Below are 20,751 nucleotides of genomic sequence, written 5' to 3'. Positions count from 1 at the left end.
GGTGACGGAGCGGACGGAGGGCATGGATGCCGGTGTGGCAGTGGCTTCTTGATGTCGCTGGTGCGCTTCTCGTCCTCGTCCTGTTCTACGGGCTCGGCCTGATCGTCCGCCGTCGCCTGCTGTCCCGCCACGGCGGGACCTTCGAGCTCAGCTACCGCGTCCGGCAGGAACATGCCGGACGCGGTTGGCTTCTCGGCCTGGGCCGCTACTCCGGCGAGTCGCTGCAGTGGTTCCGGTACTTCTCGCTGTGGCCCGGCCCCAAGCGGGTGCTCCAGCGCTCCGAGGTGACCTTCACCGGGAGTCGCGCTCCCGAGGGCGCCGAGCAGATGTCGCTCTACCCCGAGCACGTCGTGCTCTCCTGCTCCACGCCGACCGGTCCGATCGAGCTGGCGATGTCGCCGGCCTCGCTGATGGGCTTCCAGTCCTGGCTCGAGTCCGGTCCGCCCGGCACCGACTGGACCCGCGGCCCCCGCACCTAGACGTGCCGGTCGGCGCCGGCTCCCAGCAGCTGCTGAGGGCCGACGCCGAGCGGAGACGGACCGTCAGCTGGTGGGCCGGCCGTCCTCGAAGAGCCGCGGCACCGGGTGGTTGGCGGCGAAGACGCCGTCCGGGTCCACGGCGCTGCGGATGCCGGTCAGCTGGCGCCACACGCCGGCGTCGTACGCCGTCCGGCTGTCGACCGGGTTCTCGGCGAAGTTGAGGTACGCCCCGCCGTTGGCGAACGGTGCGAGCGCCGCGGTGAGGCGGGCCGCGTCGGCGTACGCCTGGGCGCCCATCTCGGGGGTGGCCGCGATGCCGCCGGCGAAGCTGACGAACTCGCCGTCGAGCCGGGCCAGCGCGCCGGCACCCTCCGGGGCGCGGCCGAGCGCGCCACCGAGCTGGCGCAGCTCGGCCATCAGCAGCGACGTCCGGGCATCCGGCCCGGCCTCGGCGATGAAGGCGTCGACCGCGGCGTCCGGGAAGGATCCGAGCATCGAGGAGTCGGAGGCGAACGGCGCGCCGCCCTCCGGGTCCATGTGCAGCCGGACCAGCTCCTTGGCCGGCACCCGGGCGAAGGTGTCCAGCATCGGACGCAGCGCGCGCAGGCCGCCGAGCAGCTCCGCGCCCCGCTCGTCGGAGCCGAGGACGGCACCGTCGATCACGACGAGCTCCTGGCCGCGCAGGAACTCCGGCAGGTCGGGCATGTCGGGCAGCCGCATCGCGCGGAAGGAGGTCGTGACGTCGTCGGGGGCCGACGGCGCCCAGGCGGCCCACTCGCGCAGCACCGGCTCGATCTCGGTGAGGCTCCACATCATGATGCCGGCGTACGCCGTCGCGATGTCGAACATCCGGAACTCCAGCGCGGTGACGACGCCGAAGCTCCCGCCGCCGCCGCGGACCGCCCAGAACAGCTCGGGGTTGGTGTGCGCGTCGGCGCGCACCAGGGTGCCGTCGGCCACGACGATCTCGACCGCCGTGATGCTGTTGGCGGCGAGGCCGTGCTTGCGGGCGTACCACCCGATGCCGCCGCCGAGGCTGTAGCCGGCGATCCCGACGTCGGGGGAGGAGCCGTGCAGGACGGCCTGCCCGTGGGCGGCCGCGGCGTCGACGGCCGGCTCCCAGAGCGCGCCCCCCTCGACCCGGACGATGCCGCGCGCCGGGTCGGCGACCGCACTGCTCAGCTCCGAGGTGCGCAGGACGACGACGTCGTCGAGGCCCTGGGCGGCGAGCGGTCCGGCGTTGTGGCCGGTGCTCTGCGGGGCCACCCGGAGGCCGGCCGCCGCGGCGACGCGCACGACGGTGGCGACCTCGGCCGCGGTCCGCGGCTGGGCCACCGCTGCGGGCCGCTGGTCGACGGCGACGTTCCACGGCAGTCGTGCGGCGTCGTACCCGGGGTCGCCGGGGAGGTGGACCCGGCCGCCGAGCAGGCCGCGGAGGGCGTGGGCGACGGGGGTGCCGGTGCTGGTGGTGGTGGTCGTGCGCTGGTCGGCGTTGAGGTCGATGGTCATGGTGGTGACTCCTGTGTGGGGTTCTTCGGTCGGTGGGACGACCTTGGCGCCGACCACTTGGAGGCGACTTTGAGCCGACTGGGAGCGCACCGGGTGCCGCTGGCCCTACGCTGCCGCCGTGGAGGTGTCCGTCCTCGGTCCGATCGAGGTCTCGCTCGCCGGCAGTCCGGTCGACCTGGGGACCCCGAAGCAGCGCGCTCTGGTCGCGGCCCTCGCGCTCTCGCGCGGCTGGCCCGTCTCGGTGGACGGCATCGTCGACCTGCTCTGGGAGGACCAGGCGCCGCCCGGGGTGACCGCCACCCTGCAGTCCTACGTCTCGCAGCTGCGCCGGGTCATGGAGCCGGACCGCGAGCGCCGCGCACCCGCGACGGTGCTGGTCACCGTGGCGCCCGGCTATGCGTTGCGGGTGCCGGACCTCGCCGTCGACGCCTACCGGTTCGAGCAGACCGTCGGCGAGGTGCACCGCACGCTGCTCCCGCTGCCGCCGTGGGGGCCGTCGCCGATCCCGGAGGTCGAGCTGTGCCGGCTGGCGGCGATCCTGGAGGAGGCGCTGCGCAGCTGGCGCGGGGTGCCGTACGCCGAGCTGGGTGACGCCGATGCCGCGGTCGCCGAACGGGCCCGGCTCGACGAGCTGCGGCTGGTCGCTCTCGAGGACCGGGCCGTCGTCGACCTCGCCCTCGGGCGGCACGCCACGGCGTCGGCCGAGCTGGAGGCGCTGACCGCGGCCCACCCGCTGCGCGAGCGGCTGTGGGCGCTGTGGGCGGTGGCGCTGACCCGCAGCGGCCGGCAGGCCGACGCCGTGGAGGTCTTCGCCCGGGTGCGCTCGATCCTCGACGAGGAGCTCGGCCTCGAGCCCTCCGTCGAGCTGCGGGACCTCCAGACGGCGGTGCTGCGGCAGGATCCCGCACTCGAGTGGACCCCGCCGCCCGCGGATCCGGCGGCGCCCGCCGCGGCACCCGCCCCCGCGGTCGGGGACCCCGTCGTCGCTGCTCCGGTCGCTGCTCCGGTCGCGGCCGAGCCGGTCGCGCCGTGGCCGATGGTCGGTCGCGACGACGACCTGGCCGCACTGCTGCGCCTGCTCGACCGTGCCGGGACCGGCGCCCCGTCGTACGCCGTCCTCACCGGTGACCCGGGCATCGGCAAGTCCCGGCTGGCGGCCGAGCTGGTCGCCGAGGCACGGCGCCGTGGCGTCCGGGCGCTGGTCGGGCGGTGCTCGCAGGACGACGGTGCACCGCCCCTGTGGCCGTGGAAGTCCGTGCTCGACGGGATCGGCATGAGCGTGCTCGCAGAAGACGTGGCGGAGCCGGCCGACGACGGCGCCCAGTTCCGTGCGTGGGAGCGGATCGTCGGCGGGGTCCGGGCCGCGGCCCAGGAGGAACCGCTGCTCGTCGTGCTCGACGACCTGCACTGGGCCGACACCTCGACCCTGCGGGTGCTCCGCCTGCTGGTGGAGTCGGTGGACGGGGCGCGGCTGCTGGTGCTCGGCACGTGGCGGCTGCACCCGGAGCCCACCGGCGCCCTCGCCGACGTCGCCGAGGGTCTCGCCCGCATGCACGCGCTGCGGATCGAGCTCTCGGGGCTGGCCGCCCCTGAGGCCGCCGCGGTCTTCACGGCCGTGACCCGTCGCGAGCTGCCCGGCGGGGAGGTCGACGAGCTGCACACCCGCACCGACGGCAACCCGTTCTTCCTCGTCGAGCTGTCCCGTCTGGCGGGGGAGCGCGCCGCGCCCGGCCTGCCCGAGGACAGCGTGCCGACCGCCGTCGCGGACGTGCTCAACCGCCGGCTGCTCCGGCTGCCCGAGCAGACCGTGGGGGCGCTGCGTGCCGCCGCGGTGCTGGGCCGCAGCTTCGACACCCCGACCCTGGCCGCCGTCACCGGCATCGACGAGGACGACCTGCTCGACATCGTCGAGCCGGCCCAGGCCGCCGGCCTGGTGCGCGAGGACGGCATCGACCACTACTACTTCGCCCACGCGCTGGTCCGCGACACCCTCCAGGCCGCGATGAGCGTCAGCCGGCAGGCCCGGACCCACGCCCGCGCAGCGGAGGCGCTGGACGGCGTACCCGGTCGCGAGACCGAGGTGGCGCTGCACTGGCGCGCGGCCGGTCCGTCGTACGCCGACCGCGCCTGGCGTGCCGCCGTCGCCGCGGCGGCACTCGCTCGCCGCTACTACGCCTACGACGCCGCCGCCGAGCTGCTGCGGGCGGCGCTGACCTCGCTCGAGGGCGACCCTGCGGCCGGCCACGCGGAGCGGTACGCCGTGCTGATGGCGCTGATCGAGGAGTACCGCTGGGCCGCGCGGCTGCCCGAGCTCGTCGGTGCGGTCGAGGAGGCCATCGTCGTCGGCAAGCTGATGCGCGACCCGGAGGCGGTGGCGCGGGCGGCGATCTCGACGACCACCGGCGTGCTGTGGCGCTCGGCGCCGGCCGGGCTGGTCAACGACACGGTCGTCGGTGCGCTCCGCGGCAGCCTGGACCGGCTCCCTGCGACCGACAGCGAGCTGCGCTGCCGCTCGATGCTGGTGCTCGCCAACGAGCTCTTCGACGCCGCGTCGTACGACGAGCGGCGCGCGCTGTGCGACGAGGGGCTGGCGATGGCGCGCCGCATCGGCGACCCGTCCCTGCTGCTGGATGCCTGCCAGATCGTCTTCGTCGCCCTGTGGCTGCCGCGCACCGCGCCCGAGCGGCTGGAGCTGGTCACCGAGTCGATGGAGCTCGCCCGGGCGACGGGACGTGAGCGGAGCTTCGTGGTGTCGGCCTGCCTGCGCACGGCGGTGCTGAGCGAGCTCGGCCGGCCGGCCGAGATGTTCGCCGCCGCCGAGGTCGCGCGCGCCGAGACCGAGCGGCTGCGGATCGCCTTCGGCGAGACCGTCCTGGACGGCGTCGTGGGGCCCTGGCACGCGATGGCCGGGCGGTTCGACGAGTGCGACCGGCTGGTCGAGCACATCCGTCAGGTCGCCAGCCAGATCTCTCACAACAACGCCGACGAGTCGGTGCTCAGCTCGCTGCTGGCGCTGCGGCTGTGGCAGGGGCGCTCGATCGAGATGGTGCCGGTGCTCGAGCAGTTCGAGTCCTCGCCGTACCCCTTCGAGGCGAGCCTGGCCGTCTACCTCTGGCGCGCCGGGGAGCACGAGCGGGCCCGCGCCTACTACGCCGAGCACGGCGCCACGCTCGACGACGACAGTGACATCTCGCTGCTGGCCTGGAGCCACGGCGCCGAGCTCGCGCTCTACCTGGGGGAGCGCGACCTGGCCGCCGGCGCCTACGACCGCCTGGCGCCGTACGCCGGGCGGATCTGCTGTGCCGGCTCCGACCTCGCGCTCGGGCCGATCGACGCCTACCTGGCGCTGGCCGCCGCTGCCGTGGGCGAGCGCGACCTGGCCGCCCGGCACGCCGACGCCGCGCTCGCCCAGGCCGCCGACTGGCACATCCCGGTCTTCGCCCGGTGGCTGCAGGACGCCCGCGCGGCGTACGACTTCTGAGCGGGACCGGGTCCACGTTCTGGACCGGTCAAGAAGGATTTGGTGAAGGCCCCTCCCATCCGGAACCCTGGTGCTGTGCCGTCCCTCATCCACACCCGCAACGCGGTCGCGATCAGCTTCGCGCTGAACGGCTTCTGCTTCGCCACCATGGTGTCGCGGCTGCCCGACATCCGCAGCGGGCTGGACCTCGACAACGGGTCCCTCGGGCTGCTGCTGCTCGCGATCTCCGTCGGCTCGGTGATCGCGCTGCCGCTGAGCGGTCGGCTCATCGACCGGATCGGCGCGACGTCGGTGACCCGCCTGGGCGCCATCTTCGTGGCCGCGGGGCTGACGGTGGCGATGGTCGGGGTGTCGACCGACCTGGTCGTGCTGACGGTCGTCGGGTTCTTCCTCGACGGCATCGGCATCGCGGTGTGGGACGTCTCGATGAACGTCGAGGCGGCCGAGGTCGAGCGGCGCTTCGAGCGCACGATGATGCCCCGCTTCCACGCCGGCTGGAGCATCGGCTCCTTCGCCGGCGCGGCGATCGGGATCCCGATGGCGGCGCTGCACGCCCCGCTGGCCCTGCACGTGCCCGGCTTCGCCCTCCTCGCCGCCGTCGGCGCCTGGCGCGCATCGGCCGCCTACCTGCCGCCGACGATCGCCCACGAGGACCGGACCACCGCGTTCGTCCGGTCGCCGTGGGGTGAGCCCCGGACCCTGGCGATCGGCGTCATGGTGCTGGCGTTCGCGCTCTCCGAGGGCGCCGCCAACGATTGGCTCTCGCTGGCGCTGATCGACGGGTACGACGTCCGTCACTGGGTCGGTGTCGCCGGCTTCACGGTGTTCGTGACCGCGATGTTCGTCGGGCGCGTCACCGGTCCCGTCGTGCTCGACCGCTACGGCCGCGCCCCGGTGCTCTGGGGGAGCGCGGCGGCGGCCTTCGTCGGCATCCTGCTCGTGGTCTTCGGCGGCAACGTGGTGCTGGTCGGCATCGGCATCGTCGTGTGGGGCCTGGGCGCGTCGCTCGGCTTCCCGGTCGGGATGAGCGCCGCCGCCGACGACCCGCTGCGCGCGGCCCGCCGGGTCAGCGTGGTCTCGACGATCGGCTACACCGCGTTCCTCGCCGGCCCGCCGCTCCTCGGGCTGCTCGCCGACCACATCGGCACCCTCGAGACCCTGCTGGTGATCGCGGGCCTGATGATCCCCGCCGCGCTGACCGTCTTCGCCGCCCGCCCGGTGCGGCCGGACGTCACCGCCGAGGTCGCCTCGTCCTGATGGCGCCCGGGCGCGCCGCACCCCTCAGGCAGTCTCGTCACTTCTCGGCCGTTGCATCGCCCGAGAAGTGACGGTTTCACCGGTGCGCCGGTGCACCCGACGAGCATTGACGGCCGGACGTCCCGGCCGAGGTGGCCTCGTCCTGATGGCGCCCGGGCGCGCCGTACTCCTCAGGCAGTCCCGTCACTTCTCGGCCGTTGCATCGCCTGAGAAGTGACGGTTTCACCGGTGCACCGGTGAAACCGACGACGACCGACCGACGACCGGCCGACGACCGGCCGACGACCGGCCGACGACCGACCGGCCAAGCCGACCAGAGCCGTCAGCCCCGCTCGCCCCCCGGCACCCACAGCACGTCGCCGCTCTCCCGGTTGGCGTGCCGGGCCAGGATGAAGAGCAGGTCGGAGAGCCGGTTGAGGTAGGTGATCGCGAGCGGGTTCATCGTCTCGGCGTGGGCCTCGTACGCCGCCCACGCGGACCGCTCGGCACGGCGTACGACCGTGCGGGCGACGTGCAGCAGCGCGGCGCCCGCGGTGCCGCCGTTGAGGATGAAGGAGCGCAGCGCGGGCAGGTCCTCGTTGTACTGGTCGCACCAGCCCTCGAGCCGGTCGACGTACTCCTGCTCGATGCGCAGCGGCGGGTACTCCGGGTCCGCCACGACCGGCGTGCAGAAGTCCGCGCCGACGTCGAAGAGGTCGTTCTGCACGCGGGTCAGCAGCGTGGCGACGTCCGGCTCCAGACCGCCCTGCGCCAGCGCGAGGCCCAGGTGGGCGTTGGCCTCGTCGACGTCGGCGTACGCCGCCAGCCGCAGGTCGGTCTTCGTGGTGAGGCTCATGTCGCCGAGACGGGTCTCCCCGGCGTCGCCGGTGCGGGTGTAGATCCGGGTGAGGTTGACCATGCGGTCGAGGGTAGCGACGTACCGTCGGACGGCATGAGACGCCTCGGACTGCCGGCCCTCCTCGCGCTCCCCGCGCTGTGCCTCGCCGTGGCCGGGCTGTTCCACCCGCACCACCTGACCTACGACACCTCGTGGCGGTGGTTCACCCTCCACCTGCCCGGCCTGCTCGCCTTCCCGCTGGTCGGCGTGGCCCTGGCCGCGCTGGTCCGCCTGCGCACCGACCCCTTCGCCTGGGCGATCCGGCTCACGGCGTACGTCTACGCGACCTTCTACACCGCCCTCGACGTGATCAGCGGCGTCGCCGCCGGCTACGTCACCCATGAGCTCGGCCCCGGGGTGCCGCGTCCCGACGCCGTCCGACTGCTCTTCAGGATCGGTACGCCGCTCGGCGAGATCGGCTCCTGGGCCCTGCTCGTGACGTGCGCGCTCGTGCTCGTCGACCAGGTGCGCCGCCACGGTGCGAGCGGTGCGGTCGCCCTGGTGCTGCTCCCCGGGGCCTGGCTGGTGCACGTCGACCACATCTTCTCGCCCCGCGGCGTGCTGGGCATGGTGCTGGTCGGCGTCGGGACCGGCGCGGTGGCGCTGGTCGACGCGACACGCTCGAGAAGTTCGGCCTGAGAGGCAACCTTCCGGGTGCGGCGCGCGTCATAGTGAGTGACAGGCCACGAGGCCGATCGGGACGCGGGGTCCCGAGGAACGGGGCACACCGATGGAGATCCTCACCGACGGTCCGACCATCCTCCTGAGCGGTGACTTCGACGTGCGCAGCACGATGGAGGTCCGCAACGCGATCTACGAGCACCTGCTGGGCCACGACCGGGACGTCGTCATCGACCTCACCGACGTGACCACCATCGACCTGACCGCACTCAAGGTGCTCGCGGTCGCCACCCGGCAGGCGTCGCGCGCCGGCCACCACCTCACGCTGCGGGGCTGTGGGCCGTCCGTACGCCGGATGCTGCACCTCAGCCACCTGATCCGCCTGGTCGAGGTCGAGCGGTCCGGCGAAGCGGCCGACGCTGTCGGATAGGCCACACGCCAGACCGGTTACCAATCGGTAGCCATCGTCCTACCCTCGGTCCATGAGCGAGCCCACCTCACCGCCGGCAGCGAGCCACGCCAAGGACCGGCCGTGGCTGATGCGGACCTACTCCGGCCACTCGACGGCGGCGGCCTCCAACGAGCTCTACCGGACCAACCTCGCGAAGGGGCAGACCGGGCTCTCCGTGGCCTTCGACCTGCCGACCCAGACCGGCTACGACCCGGACTCCCCGCTGGCGCGGGGCGAGGTCGGGAAGGTCGGCGTGCCCGTCCCGCACCTGGGGGAGATGCGGCGGCTCTTCCAGGACATCCCGCTCACCGAGATGAACACCTCGATGACGATCAACGCCGTCGCGATGTGGATGCTCGCGATGTACCAGGTGGTGGCCGAGGAGCAGAACCCCGGCGTCGCGCCGGAGGAGGTCGCCGCCCAGCTGGCCGGCACCACCCAGAACGACATCATCAAGGAGTACCTCTCCCGCGGGACCTACGCCTTCCCGCCCGAGCACTCGATGCGGCTGATCGCCGACGTCATCTCCTACACGGTCCACCAGATCCCGAAGTGGAACCCGATCAACATCTGCAGCTACCACCTGCAGGAGGCCGGTGCGACGCCGACGCAGGAGCTCGCCTACGCGCTGAGCACCGCGATCGCCGTCCTCGACACGGTCAAGGACTCCCGCCAGGTCTCCGCGGACGACTTCGAGAAGGTCGTCGGTCGGATCTCGTTCTTCGTCAACGCCGGGGTCCGGTTCGTCGAGGAGATGTGCAAGATGCGGGCCTTCGTCGAGCTCTGGGACGAGATCACCCGTGAGCGGTACGGCGTCCAGGACGCCAAGATGCGGCGGTTCCGGTACGGCGTCCAGGTCAACTCGCTCGGCCTGACCGAGGCCCAGCCCGAGAACAACGTGCAGCGCATCGTGCTCGAGATGCTCGGCGTCACGCTGTCCAAGGACGCGCGGGCGCGCGCCGTACAGCTGCCGGCGTGGAACGAGGCGCTGGGCCTGCCCCGCCCCTGGGACCAGCAGTGGTCGCTGCGGCTGCAGCAGGTGCTGGCCTTCGAGTCCGACCTGCTGGAGTACGAGGACATCTTCGAGGGCTCGCACGTCATCGAGGCCAAGGTCGCCGAGCTCGTCGCCGGGGCCAAGGCCGAGATCGACCGGGTCCAGGCGATGGGCGGCGCGATCGCGTCGGTCGAGTACATGAAGTCCGAGCTGGTCTCCTCGCACGCCACCCGTCGGTCCCGGATCGAGTCGGGCGACGAGGTGATCGTCGGCGTCAACAGGTTCGAGACGACCGCGCCGTCGCCGCTGACCGCCGACCTCGACGGCGCCATCATGGCGGCGGACCCCGCCGCCGAGCGGACCGCGATCGCCAGCGTCGAGGCCTGGAAGGCCGGGCGCGACGAGGCCGAGGTCGCCGCCGCGCTCGCCGCGCTCGCGGCGGCCGCCAAGACCGATGCCAACCTGATGGCGCCCACGCTGATCGCGGTCCGGGCCGGCGCGACGACGGGGGAGTGGGCCGGCGCCCTGCGCGAGGTGTTCGGCGAGTACCGCGGACCGACCGGCGTCTCCGGTGCCGTCGGCGTCGCCGGTGCGGGCGACGAGCTCACCGCCGTGCGCCGACGGGTGCGCGAGACCGGCGACGAGCTCGGCGGCCGGCTCAGGCTGCTGGTCGGCAAGCCCGGCCTCGACGGTCACTCCAACGGCGCCGAGCAGGTCGCCGTCCGTGCCCGCGACGCAGGCTTCGAGGTGATCTACCAGGGCATCCGGCTGACGCCCGAGCAGATCGTCGCCGCCGCGGTCTCCGAGGACGTGCACTGCGTCGGCCTGTCGATCCTGTCCGGCTCCCACATGGAGCTGGTTCCCGACGTGCTCGACGGCCTGCGGGCCGCCGGGCTGGAGATCCCGGTGATCGTCGGCGGGATCATCCCCGACTCCGACGGTCGCAGGCTGATCGACCTCGGGGTCGCGGCCGTCTACACGCCCAAGGACTTCGGGCTGACCGAGATCATGGGCGGCATCGTCGACGTGATCCGCCGGGCCAACGGTCTCGGCTGAGCGCTGTTCGCCACGACCGGCAGGCCCTAGCATCGACGGATGGCGCCCGACCCGGTTGGCCGCGGACAGACGACGGCACGCGCCGGTGAGGCCCTGCTGCGCCTCTTCGCGCAGACCGACGACGCACGGCTGCTGCTCACCCCGGACGGCGTGGTCACGCTGGCCAACCCCCGGTGCGCAGAGCTCTTCGGCTGGTCGGTGGACGAGCTCGTCGGCACGTCGGCGGTCCGGCTCACGCCCGAGCGGCACCGCGAGGAGTACGCCGCCCTGCGCGACCTGGTGCTCGACTCCGACTCGGGTGACGCCGCGCGCGTGGACCTGGTCGGTCTCCATCGCGATGGGACCGAGCTGCGGCTGCGGGTGACCGCGCGGGCGATCGTGCTCGGCCAGGAGAGCCGGATCCTGTCGCTCATCCTCCAGACCCGCGACGGCGCCGACTCGAGCACCGGCTTCCGCGACCTGCTGGAAGCCGTGCCGGACGGCAACGTGGTGGTCGACGGCCGCGGCCGCATCCTGATGGCGAACGCGCCCGCCCAGACGATGTTCGGGTACCGGGAGGACGAGCTGCTGGACCAGCCGCTCGAGCTGCTCGTGCCCGAGGCCCAGCGCGCCTCGCACGTGCGTCGACGCACCGGCTTCACCGGCCGTGCGCGCCGGCACGCGATGGGGCTCGGCACCCGGGTCGTCGCACAGCGCAAGGACGGCTCGACGTTCCCCGTCAGCGTCGTGATCTCCTCGATCGGCATCAACGACGACGTGCTCTTCTCGGCGACCGTCCACGACCTGAGCGAGCTCGAGGCGCTGCGCGGGCGCAACGACCAGCTGCGCGACCAGTTCCTGGCGACCGTCTCCCACGAGCTGCGCACGCCGTTGACGACCATCCTCGCCAGCGCGGAGATGCTCGAGGACGACGTCGCCGACCTGCCCGACGAGCGGGTCCGGGCGTTGGTCGTGCGCTACGCCGAACGCATCGAGCGGGCCGCACGACGCGAGCTCGCCCTGGTCGACGACCTGCTGTCGCTGACGATCATCGAGGGCGACGCAGAGAGGCTGGGCGACGGGCTCGCCGACCTCACGGTGGTGGCGGAGTCGGTGGTCGCGGGGGAGCGCAGCTCGGTCGAGGCGCGTGGGCTGACCATCTCGGCGGTGTCGGCCGGGCACCCGGCCGTCGTCCGCGCCCACGAGGGCTGGCTCGAGCGCGCCGTACGCTGCCTCGTCGACAACGCAGCCAAGTTCACGCCGCGCGGCGGCCGGATCGAGGTGGTCACCGGCGTCGAGGGCGACCTCGCGTGGCTCGAGGTGTGCGACACCGGGCCCGGGATCCCGGGGGGCGACGAGGAGCGGGTCTTCGCCCGGCTCTACCGCGGTGCCGACGCGGTGGCTGCCGAGACGCCCGGGGCCGGGCTCGGCCTCAGCATCGCCCGGTCCATCGTCGGGGCCGCGGGCGGGAGGCTCGAGGTCGTCCCCGCCGAAGGTGGCGCCCGGCTGCGGATCACCGCGCCGAGGGCCGTCGCCTGACCGCCGCCCCGACGCGGGATCTCCTCGGGTCGGCGTGGCCCAAGCGCCGGCATGAGACGCCTCACGTTGAGGTAAGCCTGCCCTTATCTGCGTGCTACCGTTCGGATCGTGCCGAAGAAGAACGTCCGCAAGCTCCCGAAGACGGAGTGCTGCGTCTCCAAGTCCAAGTGCGGGCGTTGTCCGCTGCGGATGCTGAAGGAGGGCACCCTGCCCGACGGGTATACGGTCAAGAAGCGCAAGCTCGTCACGGTGGACGGCAAGAAGGTCACCAAGAAGAAGCTTGCGAAGGCCGCCTGACCGACTGTCCCACCCGTGACCCGAGGAGCCGATCCGTGGCTGCACCCCGCTTCGTCGACCAGCTCAACGTCCAGGTGGGCAACGAGCTCTCCGCGCACAACCAGTACCTCGCGTGCGCCGTCTACTACGACGCACTGACGATGCCCCAGATGGCGGCCTTCTTCTACGCGCAGGCGCTCGAGGAGCGCGCGCACGCGTCGATGATGATCCAGTACCTCCTCGACACCGACAACGCCGTGACGATCCCGGCGATCGAGGCGCCGGTCAACGAGTTCGCCGACGTCGTGGCGCCGGTCGAGCTCGCGCTGGCCCAGGAGAAGCGGGTCACCGACCAGATCAACGGCCTGCTGCGCATCGCCCGTGAGGAGTTCGACTTCGCCTCCGAGCAGTTCATGCAGTGGTTCATCAAGGAGCAGGTCGAGGAGGTCGCCACGATGAGCGACCTGCTGGCCGTGGTGAAGCGCAACCTCGACGACGTCGAGGACATCGAGGAGTACGTCGCCCGCGAGCAGGGCGGCGAGGGCACGGACCCGACCGCGCCGCGCCAGGCCGGCGCCTGATCCTCCCCCGGATCCGGCGGAGTGGGCCACACTGCATCCATGGGTGGCGCTGACCGGGTGATCGTCGTCGGTGCCGGCGTGGTCGGGCTGACCTGTGCCGTCCGCCTGCTCGAGGCCGGCGTCCGGGTCGACCTCGTCGCCCGCGACCTCCCGCGGGAGACGACCTCGGCCGTGGCGGCCGCGATCTGGTACCCCTACCGCGCGCTGCCCCAGGACCGGGTCACCGCCTGGGCCCGGACGTCGTACGCCGTCTTCGACGCGTTGACCGACACCGATCCCGACTGCGGCGTGCGGATGGTGCCCGGCACCGAGGTGCAGCGCACCGTCCGGCCGGACCCGTGGTGGCGGGCCGCGGTGCCCGAGCTGGAGCACACGGTCGACGTGCCGGCGGGCTGGGCGGCCGGGTGGTCGTTCACGACCCCGGTCGTCGACATGGGCGTCTACCTCGGCTGGCTGGGCGGCCGGGTCGAGGAGCTCGGCGGCACGATCACCCGCCTGAACCTGTCGGCACTCCCGGCGAGCGGACTGGTCGTCAACTGCGCGGGGCTCGGCGCGCGCCTGCTCGCCACCGACCGGACCGTCGTCCCGGTGCGCGGCCAGGTCGTGGTCGTCGAGCAGCTCGGGCTCGAGCGGTGGTGGCTGGATGCGACCGGACCGACGTACGTCGTGCCGCGCGAGCGCGACATCGTGGTCGGCGGCACCGACATCGAGGGCGACTGGAGCCGCACTCCGTCACCGCAGACGGCCGCCGACATCCTGGCCCGCGGCGCCGGCCTGGTGCCCGAGCTGCGCGACGCGCGGGTGCTGCGGCACCGGGTCGGGCTGCGCCCGGTGCGGCCGGCGGTGCGCCTGGAGCGGGTCGGCGACGTGGTGCACTGCTACGGCCACGGCGGCGCCGGGGTGACCCTGAGCTGGGGCGTGGCCGAGGAGGTCGTCGCGCTCGTGGGCCGGTGAGCGGCGCCGGCGCCTACAGCGCGGTGACCGCGACGACGGCCGCGGGGTCGAGGGCGCCGTACACGTGCGGGAAGGTCTCCGTCATGCCGGGCGCGGGCGCCTCCTCCACCACCGGCACGTCGAGCAGGTCGGTGTCGATCTCGAGCAGCACGAGCGGCTCGGTGACGTCGGCGTAGTAGCGCTCCCGGACCGCCGGCCACTGGTCGGCGCGGCTGGCGTGCAGGAAGCCCTCCTCCTCGAGCGTGACGCCGACGGTCGAGGTCGTGTAGGCGCCGGACGCCTGCGCCTCGGTCCAGTCGGCCAGGGTCGCGATGTGGAAGATCCTCACGCGTCGATCCTCTCCCACACCGAGACGTGCTTGGTGCTCCGGCCGGTGAAGGGGCTGCGGTCCCAGTCGGCCCAGCGGTCGCGCAGCCGCATCCCCGCGAGGCGCGCCATCAGGTCGAGCTCGGCGGGCCAGACGTAGCGGAACGGCACGCTGGAGCGGCGGTACGTCGTACCGTCCGCGGAGGAGTAGTGGTGCGACCACATCAGCTGCGTCGCGGTGTCGTACTCGTCGATGCCCAGGTGCTCGTCGGTGTGGTCGAAGACCGCGTAGCGCTCACCGGGCGGCAGCCGCCGCAGGATCGGTACGCCGACCTCGACCAGGAACGTCCCGCCTGGCTCGAGGTGGCGCGCGGCGTTGGCGAAGACGGCGACCTGGTCGTCCTGGGTGGTCACGTTGCCGATGGTGTTGAAGACCAGGTAGGCGAGCCCGAAGCGGCCCTCGACGGTGGCCTCGGTCATGTCGCCGATCGTCACGGTGACGGCGGCGCCGCCGGGCTTGGCCCGCAGCTGGGCGACCATCGCCTCGGAGAGCTCGATGCCGTGGACGGGGACGCCGCGCTCGGCGAGCGGGATCGCGACGCGACCGGTGCCGACCGCCAGCTCGAGGGCGGGTCGTCCGGCCGCCAGATCGGCGAGCAGGTCGACCGTCGGCCCGAGGACGTCGGGCGCGAACATCTCGGCCGATCCCTCGTCGTACCGCTGGGCGACGTCCGTGTCGAAGAAGTTGTCACGCATCGCGCCATCCTGTCCGGAGCCGCCGTACGCGGCCACCGGTTATCGGCGCGCCAGGATGACCGCGGTCTGCGGCGCGAGCCGCACGGACAGGACGCGGTGGGTCCTGCCGGTCGGGTTCACCAGGACGGTGCCGCGGGTGAAGCGGCGGGTCCAGGTGCCGTTGGCGTGCTCGACGGGCGCCCGGAGCGGTCGGCCGATCCTGCGCGTCGCGGCGGGCATCCAGTGGCTCGAGGAGGCCTGGTCGGGCACGTAGACGCTCGCGCCGGTGCGGCCGTTCCAGCTCAGCAGCCAGGTGGCGCGGTGGTAGGTCTGCCCGACCCGGTCGGTCGCGGAGCCGTAGCTGACGGCCAGCAGCGGCACCCGGCGCGCGGCCAGCCAGCGGGCCGCGTCGAACTTCCAGCGCCAGTCGGCGCCCGAGAAGCGGGTGGAGCTGCCCGGCCAGTTGGTGAAGTGCTCGTTCTCCCAGCCGGAGACGTAGCGGGTCCAGTCGGTGAGCGTGCTGCGCCAGTTGTTCCACTCCACCGAGAGGTTCGGCACCGCCAGGTAGCCCCTCCGCCGGATCCGCGGAGCCACGTGGGAGAGGAAGGACTCGGTCGCGGCGTACTGCGCCCGGTCGTCGGGGAGCCGGGTCGAGACGAGCCCGCCGACCGTCGGGTGGCTGAGCACGGTCAGGACGTCGTCCATCATCACGCCGTCCCAGCGATGGGCACGCAGCTCGGCGATGACGTTGCGGGCCCAGGTCTGCTGGTAGCCGCTGTTGGCGACGTCCATCGGGTAGAGGCCACGCCAGTCCGACCACTCCAGCATCTGCCCGCTGCGGTCGCGCAGGAACCACGACGGGTGGTGCGCCGCCGCCCAGGCGAAGCCCATCCCGGCCGGGAAGCGGCCGGTCACGGACTCGGCCTCCTTCACCACCGCGGAGGCGTCCTTGTACATCAGGATCGTGATGCCCGGGTGCTGCCTGCGCAGCGCCGGGATCCTCGGGTACTCCCACGACTGCATGACGACGACGTCGCCACGGCTCGCCTGCGGGGTCTTCGCCAGGTCGCCCCAGTCGAGGGTCAGCACGCCGTTGCCGGTCGCCCAGCGCGGCGAGCCGGCGCGGACCGCCGGACGACGATCGGCGGGCGCCGACGCCGCCACGGTGACGGTGTCGGTGACGACCGAGACGGCGAGGGCGATGACGAGGGCGGCGCGGACGGCGCTGCGGCGTACCTGCTGGCGTCTCACGGTGCCCTCCGAGTGGCGTCGGTTGTCTCCGACGTGCCAATCGGACGGTGTCCGTGCGACCTGAGGGCGCGCGGCCGCGCTGTCCGGCGCGAGGGGCCCGATCCGCCGCGAAGCATGACGTCACTGTGCGCCGACCGGCGGCTGCGCGGCAGACCCGTTCGTCCACAGTTCCGTAGGGCATCGGGGCCACTCCCGCCGTGGGTCGGCGGGCTGACCGGCGGGGCTAGAAGAGGCGGTGGCTCGGGTCGTCGAGCCCGCGCAGCGCGTCGTAGTCGACCACCGCGCAGGCGATGCCGCGGTCGGTCGCCAGCACCCGGGCCTGCGGCTTGATCTCCTGGGCCGCGAAGATGCCGCGGACGGGGGACAGGAGCGGGTCGCGGTTGAGCAGCTCGAGGTAGCGGGTCAGCTGCTCGACGCCGTCGATGTCACCGCGGCGCTTGATCTCGACGGCGACCGACGCGCCCGCCTCGTCGCGGCACATCAGGTCGACCGGGCCGATCGCGGTCGGGTACTCGCGGCGCACCAGCACCAGGCCCGGAGCGAGCGTCGCGGGATGCTCGGCGAGCAGCTCCTGGAGGTGCTTCTCGACGCCGTCCTTCTGCAGCCCGGGGTCGATGCCGAGGTCGTGGTGGGAGTCGCTGAAGACCTCGGTGAGCAGGATGCGCAGCGTGTCGTCGGTCTTGGGGTTCGTCACGGTCCACTCGACCTGGCCGTCCTCCGTGGTGCTCTCGCGCAGGGTGCAGGGCGGCGACATCCAGTTGAGCGGCTTGTACGACCCGCCGTCGGAGTGCACCAGCACCGAGCCGTCGGCCTTGATCATCAGCACCCGGGTCGCCAGCGGGAGGTGGGCGGTCAGCCGCCCGGCGTAGTCCACCTGGCACGTTGCTACGACGAGTCTCACGGGCGAGGAATCTACCGTGGTCCTCATGTGCCGGACTCCGCAGACCGACCCGGACGTCCCGCGTGCGCCGCGCGGGGGCGACCCTCGGCACGTCGGGCCGGTGCGGGCGCGGTGACCGAGCTCCGTCCGGCGCGCCGCGAGGACCTCGACGCGATCACCGCGATCGAGCGGGAGGCCGACCAGGTCTTCGTGCCCCTCTTCGGCCGGCTCGACTGGACGGCCACCCCGGCGACCGAGCGGCTGGCCGCGCCCGGCTTCCTGCTGGTCGCCGACGATCCGCCCGTCGGGTTCGCGCACGTGCTGGAGCTGGAGCGGTCGGCGCACCTCGAGCAGCTCGCCGTACGCCCGTCGCACGCGCGACGGGGGATCGGCAGCGCCCTGGTCCGGGCCGCGATGGCCGAGGCCGCGCGTCGGGGGTACGCCGAGATCACGCTCTGCACGTACGCCGACGTGCCGTGGAACGCCCCGTTCTACCGCCTCCTGGGCTTCGAGGAGGTCGCGAAGCCGGGTCCGCTGCACCGTCGGATGCGCGACCACGAGCAGGCGATCGGCCTCGATCGGCACGGTCGCCGGGTCGTGATGCGGGCGCGGACGGACTCTGGATCGATCTAAGTTACTGGCGAGTGAACTACGCCATAGCCAGCCCGCCGACCGCGTGCCACGATGCGCCGCATGACGACCTCGCCCGCAGAGTCCGCAGCGACCGCAGAGCCCGCGTCCCGCACCTTCACCACCATCGGCGTCATCGGCCTGGGCACGATGGGGGCCGGCATCGCCGAGGTCTTCGCCCGCACCGGCTTCGCGGTCGTCGGGGTGGAGAAGGACGAGGAGGCGCTGGCCCGCGGCCGGCAGTACCTCGAGCACTCGACCGCCCGCGCCGTGAAGCGCGACAAGCTGACCGAGGCCGAGCAGGCCGAGCTCCTCGGCCGGATCACCTTCAGCACCTCGCTCGAGGCCGTCGCCGGGGCGGACCTGGTCGTCGAGGCCGTGGTCGAGTCCCTGGAGACCAAGAAGCAGCTCTTCCGCCAGCTCGACGCGATCGTCGGACCCGACACGATCCTGGCGACGAACACCTCGAGCCTCTCGGTCACCGAGATCTCGACCGCCGACTCCAGCCCCGGCCGCGTCATCGGCGTGCACTTCTTCAACCCGGCGCCGGTCCAGCAGCTCGTCGAGATCGTGCGCACGGTCGTCACCGAGGAGCAGGTGCTCGAGCAGGTCACGACCCTGATGGCCGAAATCGGCAAGACCCCGGTGGTCTGCGGCGACAAGGCCGGCTTCATCGCCAACACGCTGCTCTTCGGCTACCTCAACCACGCGGTCTCGATGTACGAGGGTCGCTACGCCACCCGCGAGGACATCGACGCCGCCATGCGCTTCGGCTGCGGCTACCCGATGGGCCCGCTCGCGCTGCTGGACCTGATCGGCCTGGACACGGCGTACGAGATCCTCGAGACGATGTACCGCCAGGGCCGCGACCGGCTCCACGCGCCCTCGCCCATCCTCAAGCAGATGGTCACCGCCGGCATGCTCGGCCGCAAGACCGGCCGGGGCTTCTACACCTACGAGGCGCCGGACAGCCCGGTCGTCGTCGCGGACGACCGCACGCCGTCGGCCGACGCGAAGCCGCAGCTGCGCCACGACATCGACCTCGTCGGCGTCGTCGGCACCGGCACCATGGCGACGGGCATCATCGAGGTCTTCGCCAAGAGCGGGTATGACGTGCTCTTCGTCGGCCGCTCCCAGGAGAAGGTCGACGGGGTGGTCGCCGCCATCGCCAGGAGCTTCGACAAGCAGATCCAGCGCGGCCGCTCGACCGAGGAGGCCAAGGCCGAGGTGCTCGCCCGCCTGACCGGCTCGACCTCGCTCGAGGCCCTCGTGGACGTGGACATCGTCGTCGAGGCGATCGCGGAGGACCTGGCGGTCAAGACCCCGCTCTTCGGGAGCCTGGACGAGATCTGCAAGCCCGGCGCCATCCTGGCGACGACGACGTCGTCCCTGCCGATCATCGCCTGCGCCCGGGCCACGTCGCGGCCGCAGGACGTCATCGGCATGCACTTCTTCAACCCGGCGCCGATCATGAAGCTGGTCGAGGTGGTCTCCACCGTCTCGACCGACGACGCCGTCACCGAGACCACCCAGGCCCTCGTCGCCAAGCTCGGCAAGGTCGGCGTCTCGTGCGCCGACCGCGCGGGCTTCATCGTCAACGCGCTGCTCTTCCCCTACCTGAACGACGCGGTCCGGATGCTCGAGGCCCACTACGCCACCGCCGACGACATCGACGCCGCCATGAAGCAGGGGTGTGCACTGCCGATGGGCCCGTTCGAGCTGCTCGACGTGGTCGGCAACGACGTGTCGCTGGCCATCCAGCGCGAGCTCTACCTGGAGTTCCGCGAGCCGGGCTTCGCCCCCGCGCCGCTGCTCGAGCACCTCGTCACGGCGGGCTACCTCGGCCGCAAGACGAAGCGCGGCTTCCGGGACTACACGGCCCGCTGAGCTTTGTGCTCCTCGGTGGCCGACGGGTGGGACGATTCGGGGACCGGGCGGGCGTCCGGCGACGAGGGGAGCTCTCGCGGTGTGGTGGCAGATCGTGCTCGTCGTCCTCGGCGGACTGCTGCTGCTGTGGGCGGCCCTGGTCGTGGCGATGTACGTCGCGGGTCGCCACGAGTCCGACCCGGTCAGGCTGACGGACGCGCTGCGCCTGCTGCCCGACGTCGTCCGGCTCGTCCGGCGGCTCGCCGGGGACGCGACCCTTCCCCGGGGTGTCCGGGTCAGGCTGGCCCTCCTGGTCGGCTACCTGGTCCTCCCCATCGACCTGGTCCCCGACTTCATCCCGGTCGTGGGGTACGCCGACGACGTGGTCCTCGTCGCGTGGGCCCTCCGGTCGGTCGCCCGCGTCGCCGGCCCCGAGGCGCTGGAGCGCCACTGGCCCGGGACCCCGGAGGGACTGGCGGTCGTCAAGCGCCTCGCCGGCGTCTGACGCCGGTCAGACGGACGTCCCGAGGTCCGCACCGCCGGGGCGCGGATAGCCTCGCCGCACCGTCCGGTCCAGGATCCCGAGGGTGCCGCGCAGGGCGCTCTCGGAGATGACCGGGAAGATCCCGGCCGCCTTCCAGTCCTCGTGGATGTCGGACCAGTCGTAGAAGGACGTCACGAGGGTGCCGTCCTCGGTGGGCGCCAGCCGGTAGCCGTAGACGTGCCCGATCTGCGGTCGGATCCGCCCGAGGATCGTCCACGAGATCAGCCGGTCGGCCTCGAGCTCGCGGATGGTGACGGTGACGTCGTACCTGCCCATCTCGGGGAAGTCGTTGAGCGACTCGCGGTCCATGTGGACCACGAAGCTGTCGCCCGCCGCCGACACGGGGTCGCCCGACGCGTCCTGGAGCATCCCCGAGGAGTCGATCGCGACGTGACCGTGCGGGTCGCGGAGCACCGCGAAGACGGCGGCGGCGGGGGCGGCGATGAGGCGCTCGGCCTCGAGACGTGTGACGTCAGACATACCTG

20 protein-coding genes are annotated in these 20,751 nt (G+C 72.8%); 13 read left to right on the top strand and 7 right to left on the bottom strand.

Going from position 1 to position 20,751, the window contains the following annotated elements; all coding sequences use genetic code 11:
* The first annotated feature begins 26 nt into the window (after positions 1-26).
* Positions 27-479, top strand: coding sequence for a DUF2550 domain-containing protein (locus N542_RS0101695; RefSeq protein WP_028642452.1), 453 nt, complete (start codon positions 27-29; stop codon positions 477-479).
* Between the two features lie 63 nt (positions 480-542).
* Here the strand turns inward: N542_RS0101695 and N542_RS0101690 are convergent, their stop codons facing one another.
* The gene (locus tag N542_RS0101690; protein WP_028642451.1) at positions 543-1,988 is read right to left on the bottom strand and encodes an FAD-binding oxidoreductase; all 1,446 of its coding nucleotides are present in this window, start codon (positions 1,986-1,988) and stop codon (positions 543-545) included.
* Between the two features lie 118 nt (positions 1,989-2,106).
* Between N542_RS0101690 and N542_RS0101685 the strand changes: the two genes are divergently transcribed.
* Positions 2,107-5,469, top strand: coding sequence for a BTAD domain-containing putative transcriptional regulator (locus N542_RS0101685; RefSeq protein WP_081794954.1), 3,363 nt, complete (start codon positions 2,107-2,109; stop codon positions 5,467-5,469).
* Between the two features lie 75 nt (positions 5,470-5,544).
* The gene (locus tag N542_RS0101680; RefSeq protein ID WP_028642449.1) at positions 5,545-6,726 is read left to right on the top strand and encodes an MFS transporter; all 1,182 of its coding nucleotides are present in this window, start codon (positions 5,545-5,547) and stop codon (positions 6,724-6,726) included.
* 322 nt (positions 6,727-7,048) lie between these two features.
* Here the strand turns inward: N542_RS0101680 and N542_RS0101675 are convergent, their stop codons facing one another.
* The gene (locus N542_RS0101675) at positions 7,049-7,624 is read right to left on the bottom strand and encodes a cob(I)yrinic acid a,c-diamide adenosyltransferase (RefSeq protein ID WP_028642448.1); all 576 of its coding nucleotides are present in this window, start codon (positions 7,622-7,624) and stop codon (positions 7,049-7,051) included.
* 33 nt (positions 7,625-7,657) lie between these two features.
* On the opposite strand from N542_RS0101675, the gene N542_RS22915 reads away from it, so the two are divergent.
* From N542_RS22915 to N542_RS0101640, 7 genes are all read left to right on the top strand, one after another.
* On the top strand, positions 7,658-8,242 hold the full coding sequence (locus tag N542_RS22915; RefSeq protein WP_051551283.1) for a hypothetical protein: 585 nt from the start codon (positions 7,658-7,660) through the stop codon (positions 8,240-8,242).
* A 91-nt stretch (positions 8,243-8,333) separates the two neighbouring features.
* Positions 8,334-8,654 carry an STAS domain-containing protein gene (locus N542_RS0101665; protein ID WP_028642447.1) on the top strand — a complete coding sequence of 107 codons (321 nt, stop codon included), beginning with the start codon at positions 8,334-8,336 and terminating at the stop codon, positions 8,652-8,654.
* A gap of 52 nt (positions 8,655-8,706) precedes the next feature.
* Positions 8,707-10,725: a protein meaA gene (locus tag N542_RS0101660; RefSeq protein ID WP_028642446.1), complete on the top strand. Its 2,019-nt coding sequence runs from the start codon at positions 8,707-8,709 to the stop codon at positions 10,723-10,725.
* Between the two features lie 39 nt (positions 10,726-10,764).
* Positions 10,765-12,243 carry a sensor histidine kinase gene (locus N542_RS0101655; RefSeq protein WP_028642445.1) on the top strand — a complete coding sequence of 493 codons (1,479 nt, stop codon included), beginning with the start codon at positions 10,765-10,767 and terminating at the stop codon, positions 12,241-12,243.
* A 108-nt stretch (positions 12,244-12,351) separates the two neighbouring features.
* Positions 12,352-12,540: a hypothetical protein gene (locus N542_RS0101650; RefSeq protein ID WP_028642444.1), complete on the top strand. Its 189-nt coding sequence runs from the start codon at positions 12,352-12,354 to the stop codon at positions 12,538-12,540.
* Between the two features lie 35 nt (positions 12,541-12,575).
* Positions 12,576-13,100: a ferritin gene (locus N542_RS0101645; RefSeq protein ID WP_028642443.1), complete on the top strand. Its 525-nt coding sequence runs from the start codon at positions 12,576-12,578 to the stop codon at positions 13,098-13,100.
* A gap of 39 nt (positions 13,101-13,139) precedes the next feature.
* On the top strand, positions 13,140-14,054 hold the full coding sequence (locus tag N542_RS0101640; RefSeq protein WP_036505942.1) for an FAD-dependent oxidoreductase: 915 nt from the start codon (positions 13,140-13,142) through the stop codon (positions 14,052-14,054).
* Positions 14,055-14,067: 13 nt separating this feature from the next.
* Here the strand turns inward: N542_RS0101640 and N542_RS0101635 are convergent, their stop codons facing one another.
* From N542_RS0101635 to nucS, 4 genes are all read right to left on the bottom strand, one after another.
* A complete protein-coding gene (locus N542_RS0101635) occupies positions 14,068-14,382 on the bottom strand; it encodes a DUF952 domain-containing protein (protein WP_028642441.1) in 315 nt (104 codons plus the stop codon).
* Positions 14,379-15,116, bottom strand: a complete 738-nt coding sequence (locus N542_RS0101630; RefSeq protein WP_028642440.1) for a class I SAM-dependent DNA methyltransferase — start codon at positions 15,114-15,116, stop codon at positions 14,379-14,381. Before N542_RS0101630 ends, N542_RS0101635 begins: the two co-directional genes overlap by 4 nt.
* Positions 15,117-15,155: 39 nt before the next feature.
* Entirely contained in the window at positions 15,156-16,346 is a 1,191-nt protein-coding gene (locus tag N542_RS0101625; protein ID WP_028642439.1) for a putative glycoside hydrolase, read from the bottom strand.
* Positions 16,347-16,569: 223 nt separating this feature from the next.
* On the bottom strand, positions 16,570-17,247 hold the full coding sequence (gene nucS, locus N542_RS0101620) for an endonuclease NucS (RefSeq protein ID WP_028642438.1): 678 nt from the start codon (positions 17,245-17,247) through the stop codon (positions 16,570-16,572).
* A gap of 111 nt (positions 17,248-17,358) precedes the next feature.
* Here nucS and N542_RS0101615 point away from each other — a divergent pair, with 111 nt between their 5' ends.
* The 3 genes from N542_RS0101615 to N542_RS28385 all read left to right on the top strand — a co-directional run bounded on the left by N542_RS0101615 (position 17,359) and on the right by N542_RS28385 (position 20,227).
* Positions 17,359-17,859: a GNAT family N-acetyltransferase gene (locus N542_RS0101615; RefSeq protein ID WP_028642437.1), complete on the top strand. Its 501-nt coding sequence runs from the start codon at positions 17,359-17,361 to the stop codon at positions 17,857-17,859.
* Between the two features lie 60 nt (positions 17,860-17,919).
* Positions 17,920-19,743, top strand: coding sequence for a 3-hydroxyacyl-CoA dehydrogenase family protein (locus N542_RS0101610; RefSeq protein ID WP_231482362.1), 1,824 nt, complete (start codon positions 17,920-17,922; stop codon positions 19,741-19,743).
* A gap of 79 nt (positions 19,744-19,822) precedes the next feature.
* Positions 19,823-20,227: a DUF1232 domain-containing protein gene (locus tag N542_RS28385; protein ID WP_028642435.1), complete on the top strand. Its 405-nt coding sequence runs from the start codon at positions 19,823-19,825 to the stop codon at positions 20,225-20,227.
* Between the two features lie 6 nt (positions 20,228-20,233).
* Here N542_RS28385 and N542_RS0101600 read toward each other — a convergent pair whose 3' ends face one another.
* Positions 20,234-20,746: an SRPBCC family protein gene (locus N542_RS0101600; RefSeq protein WP_028642434.1), complete on the bottom strand. Its 513-nt coding sequence runs from the start codon at positions 20,744-20,746 to the stop codon at positions 20,234-20,236.
* Between the last annotated feature and the right edge of the window lie 5 nt (positions 20,747-20,751).

Source organism: Nocardioides sp. URHA0020, assembly GCF_000620705.1.
Classification (GTDB): Bacteria; Actinomycetota; Actinomycetes; order Propionibacteriales; family Nocardioidaceae; genus Nocardioides.
Note: the sequence above shows the minus strand (reverse complement) of the source record. Positions and strands in the feature narration are given on the sequence as shown.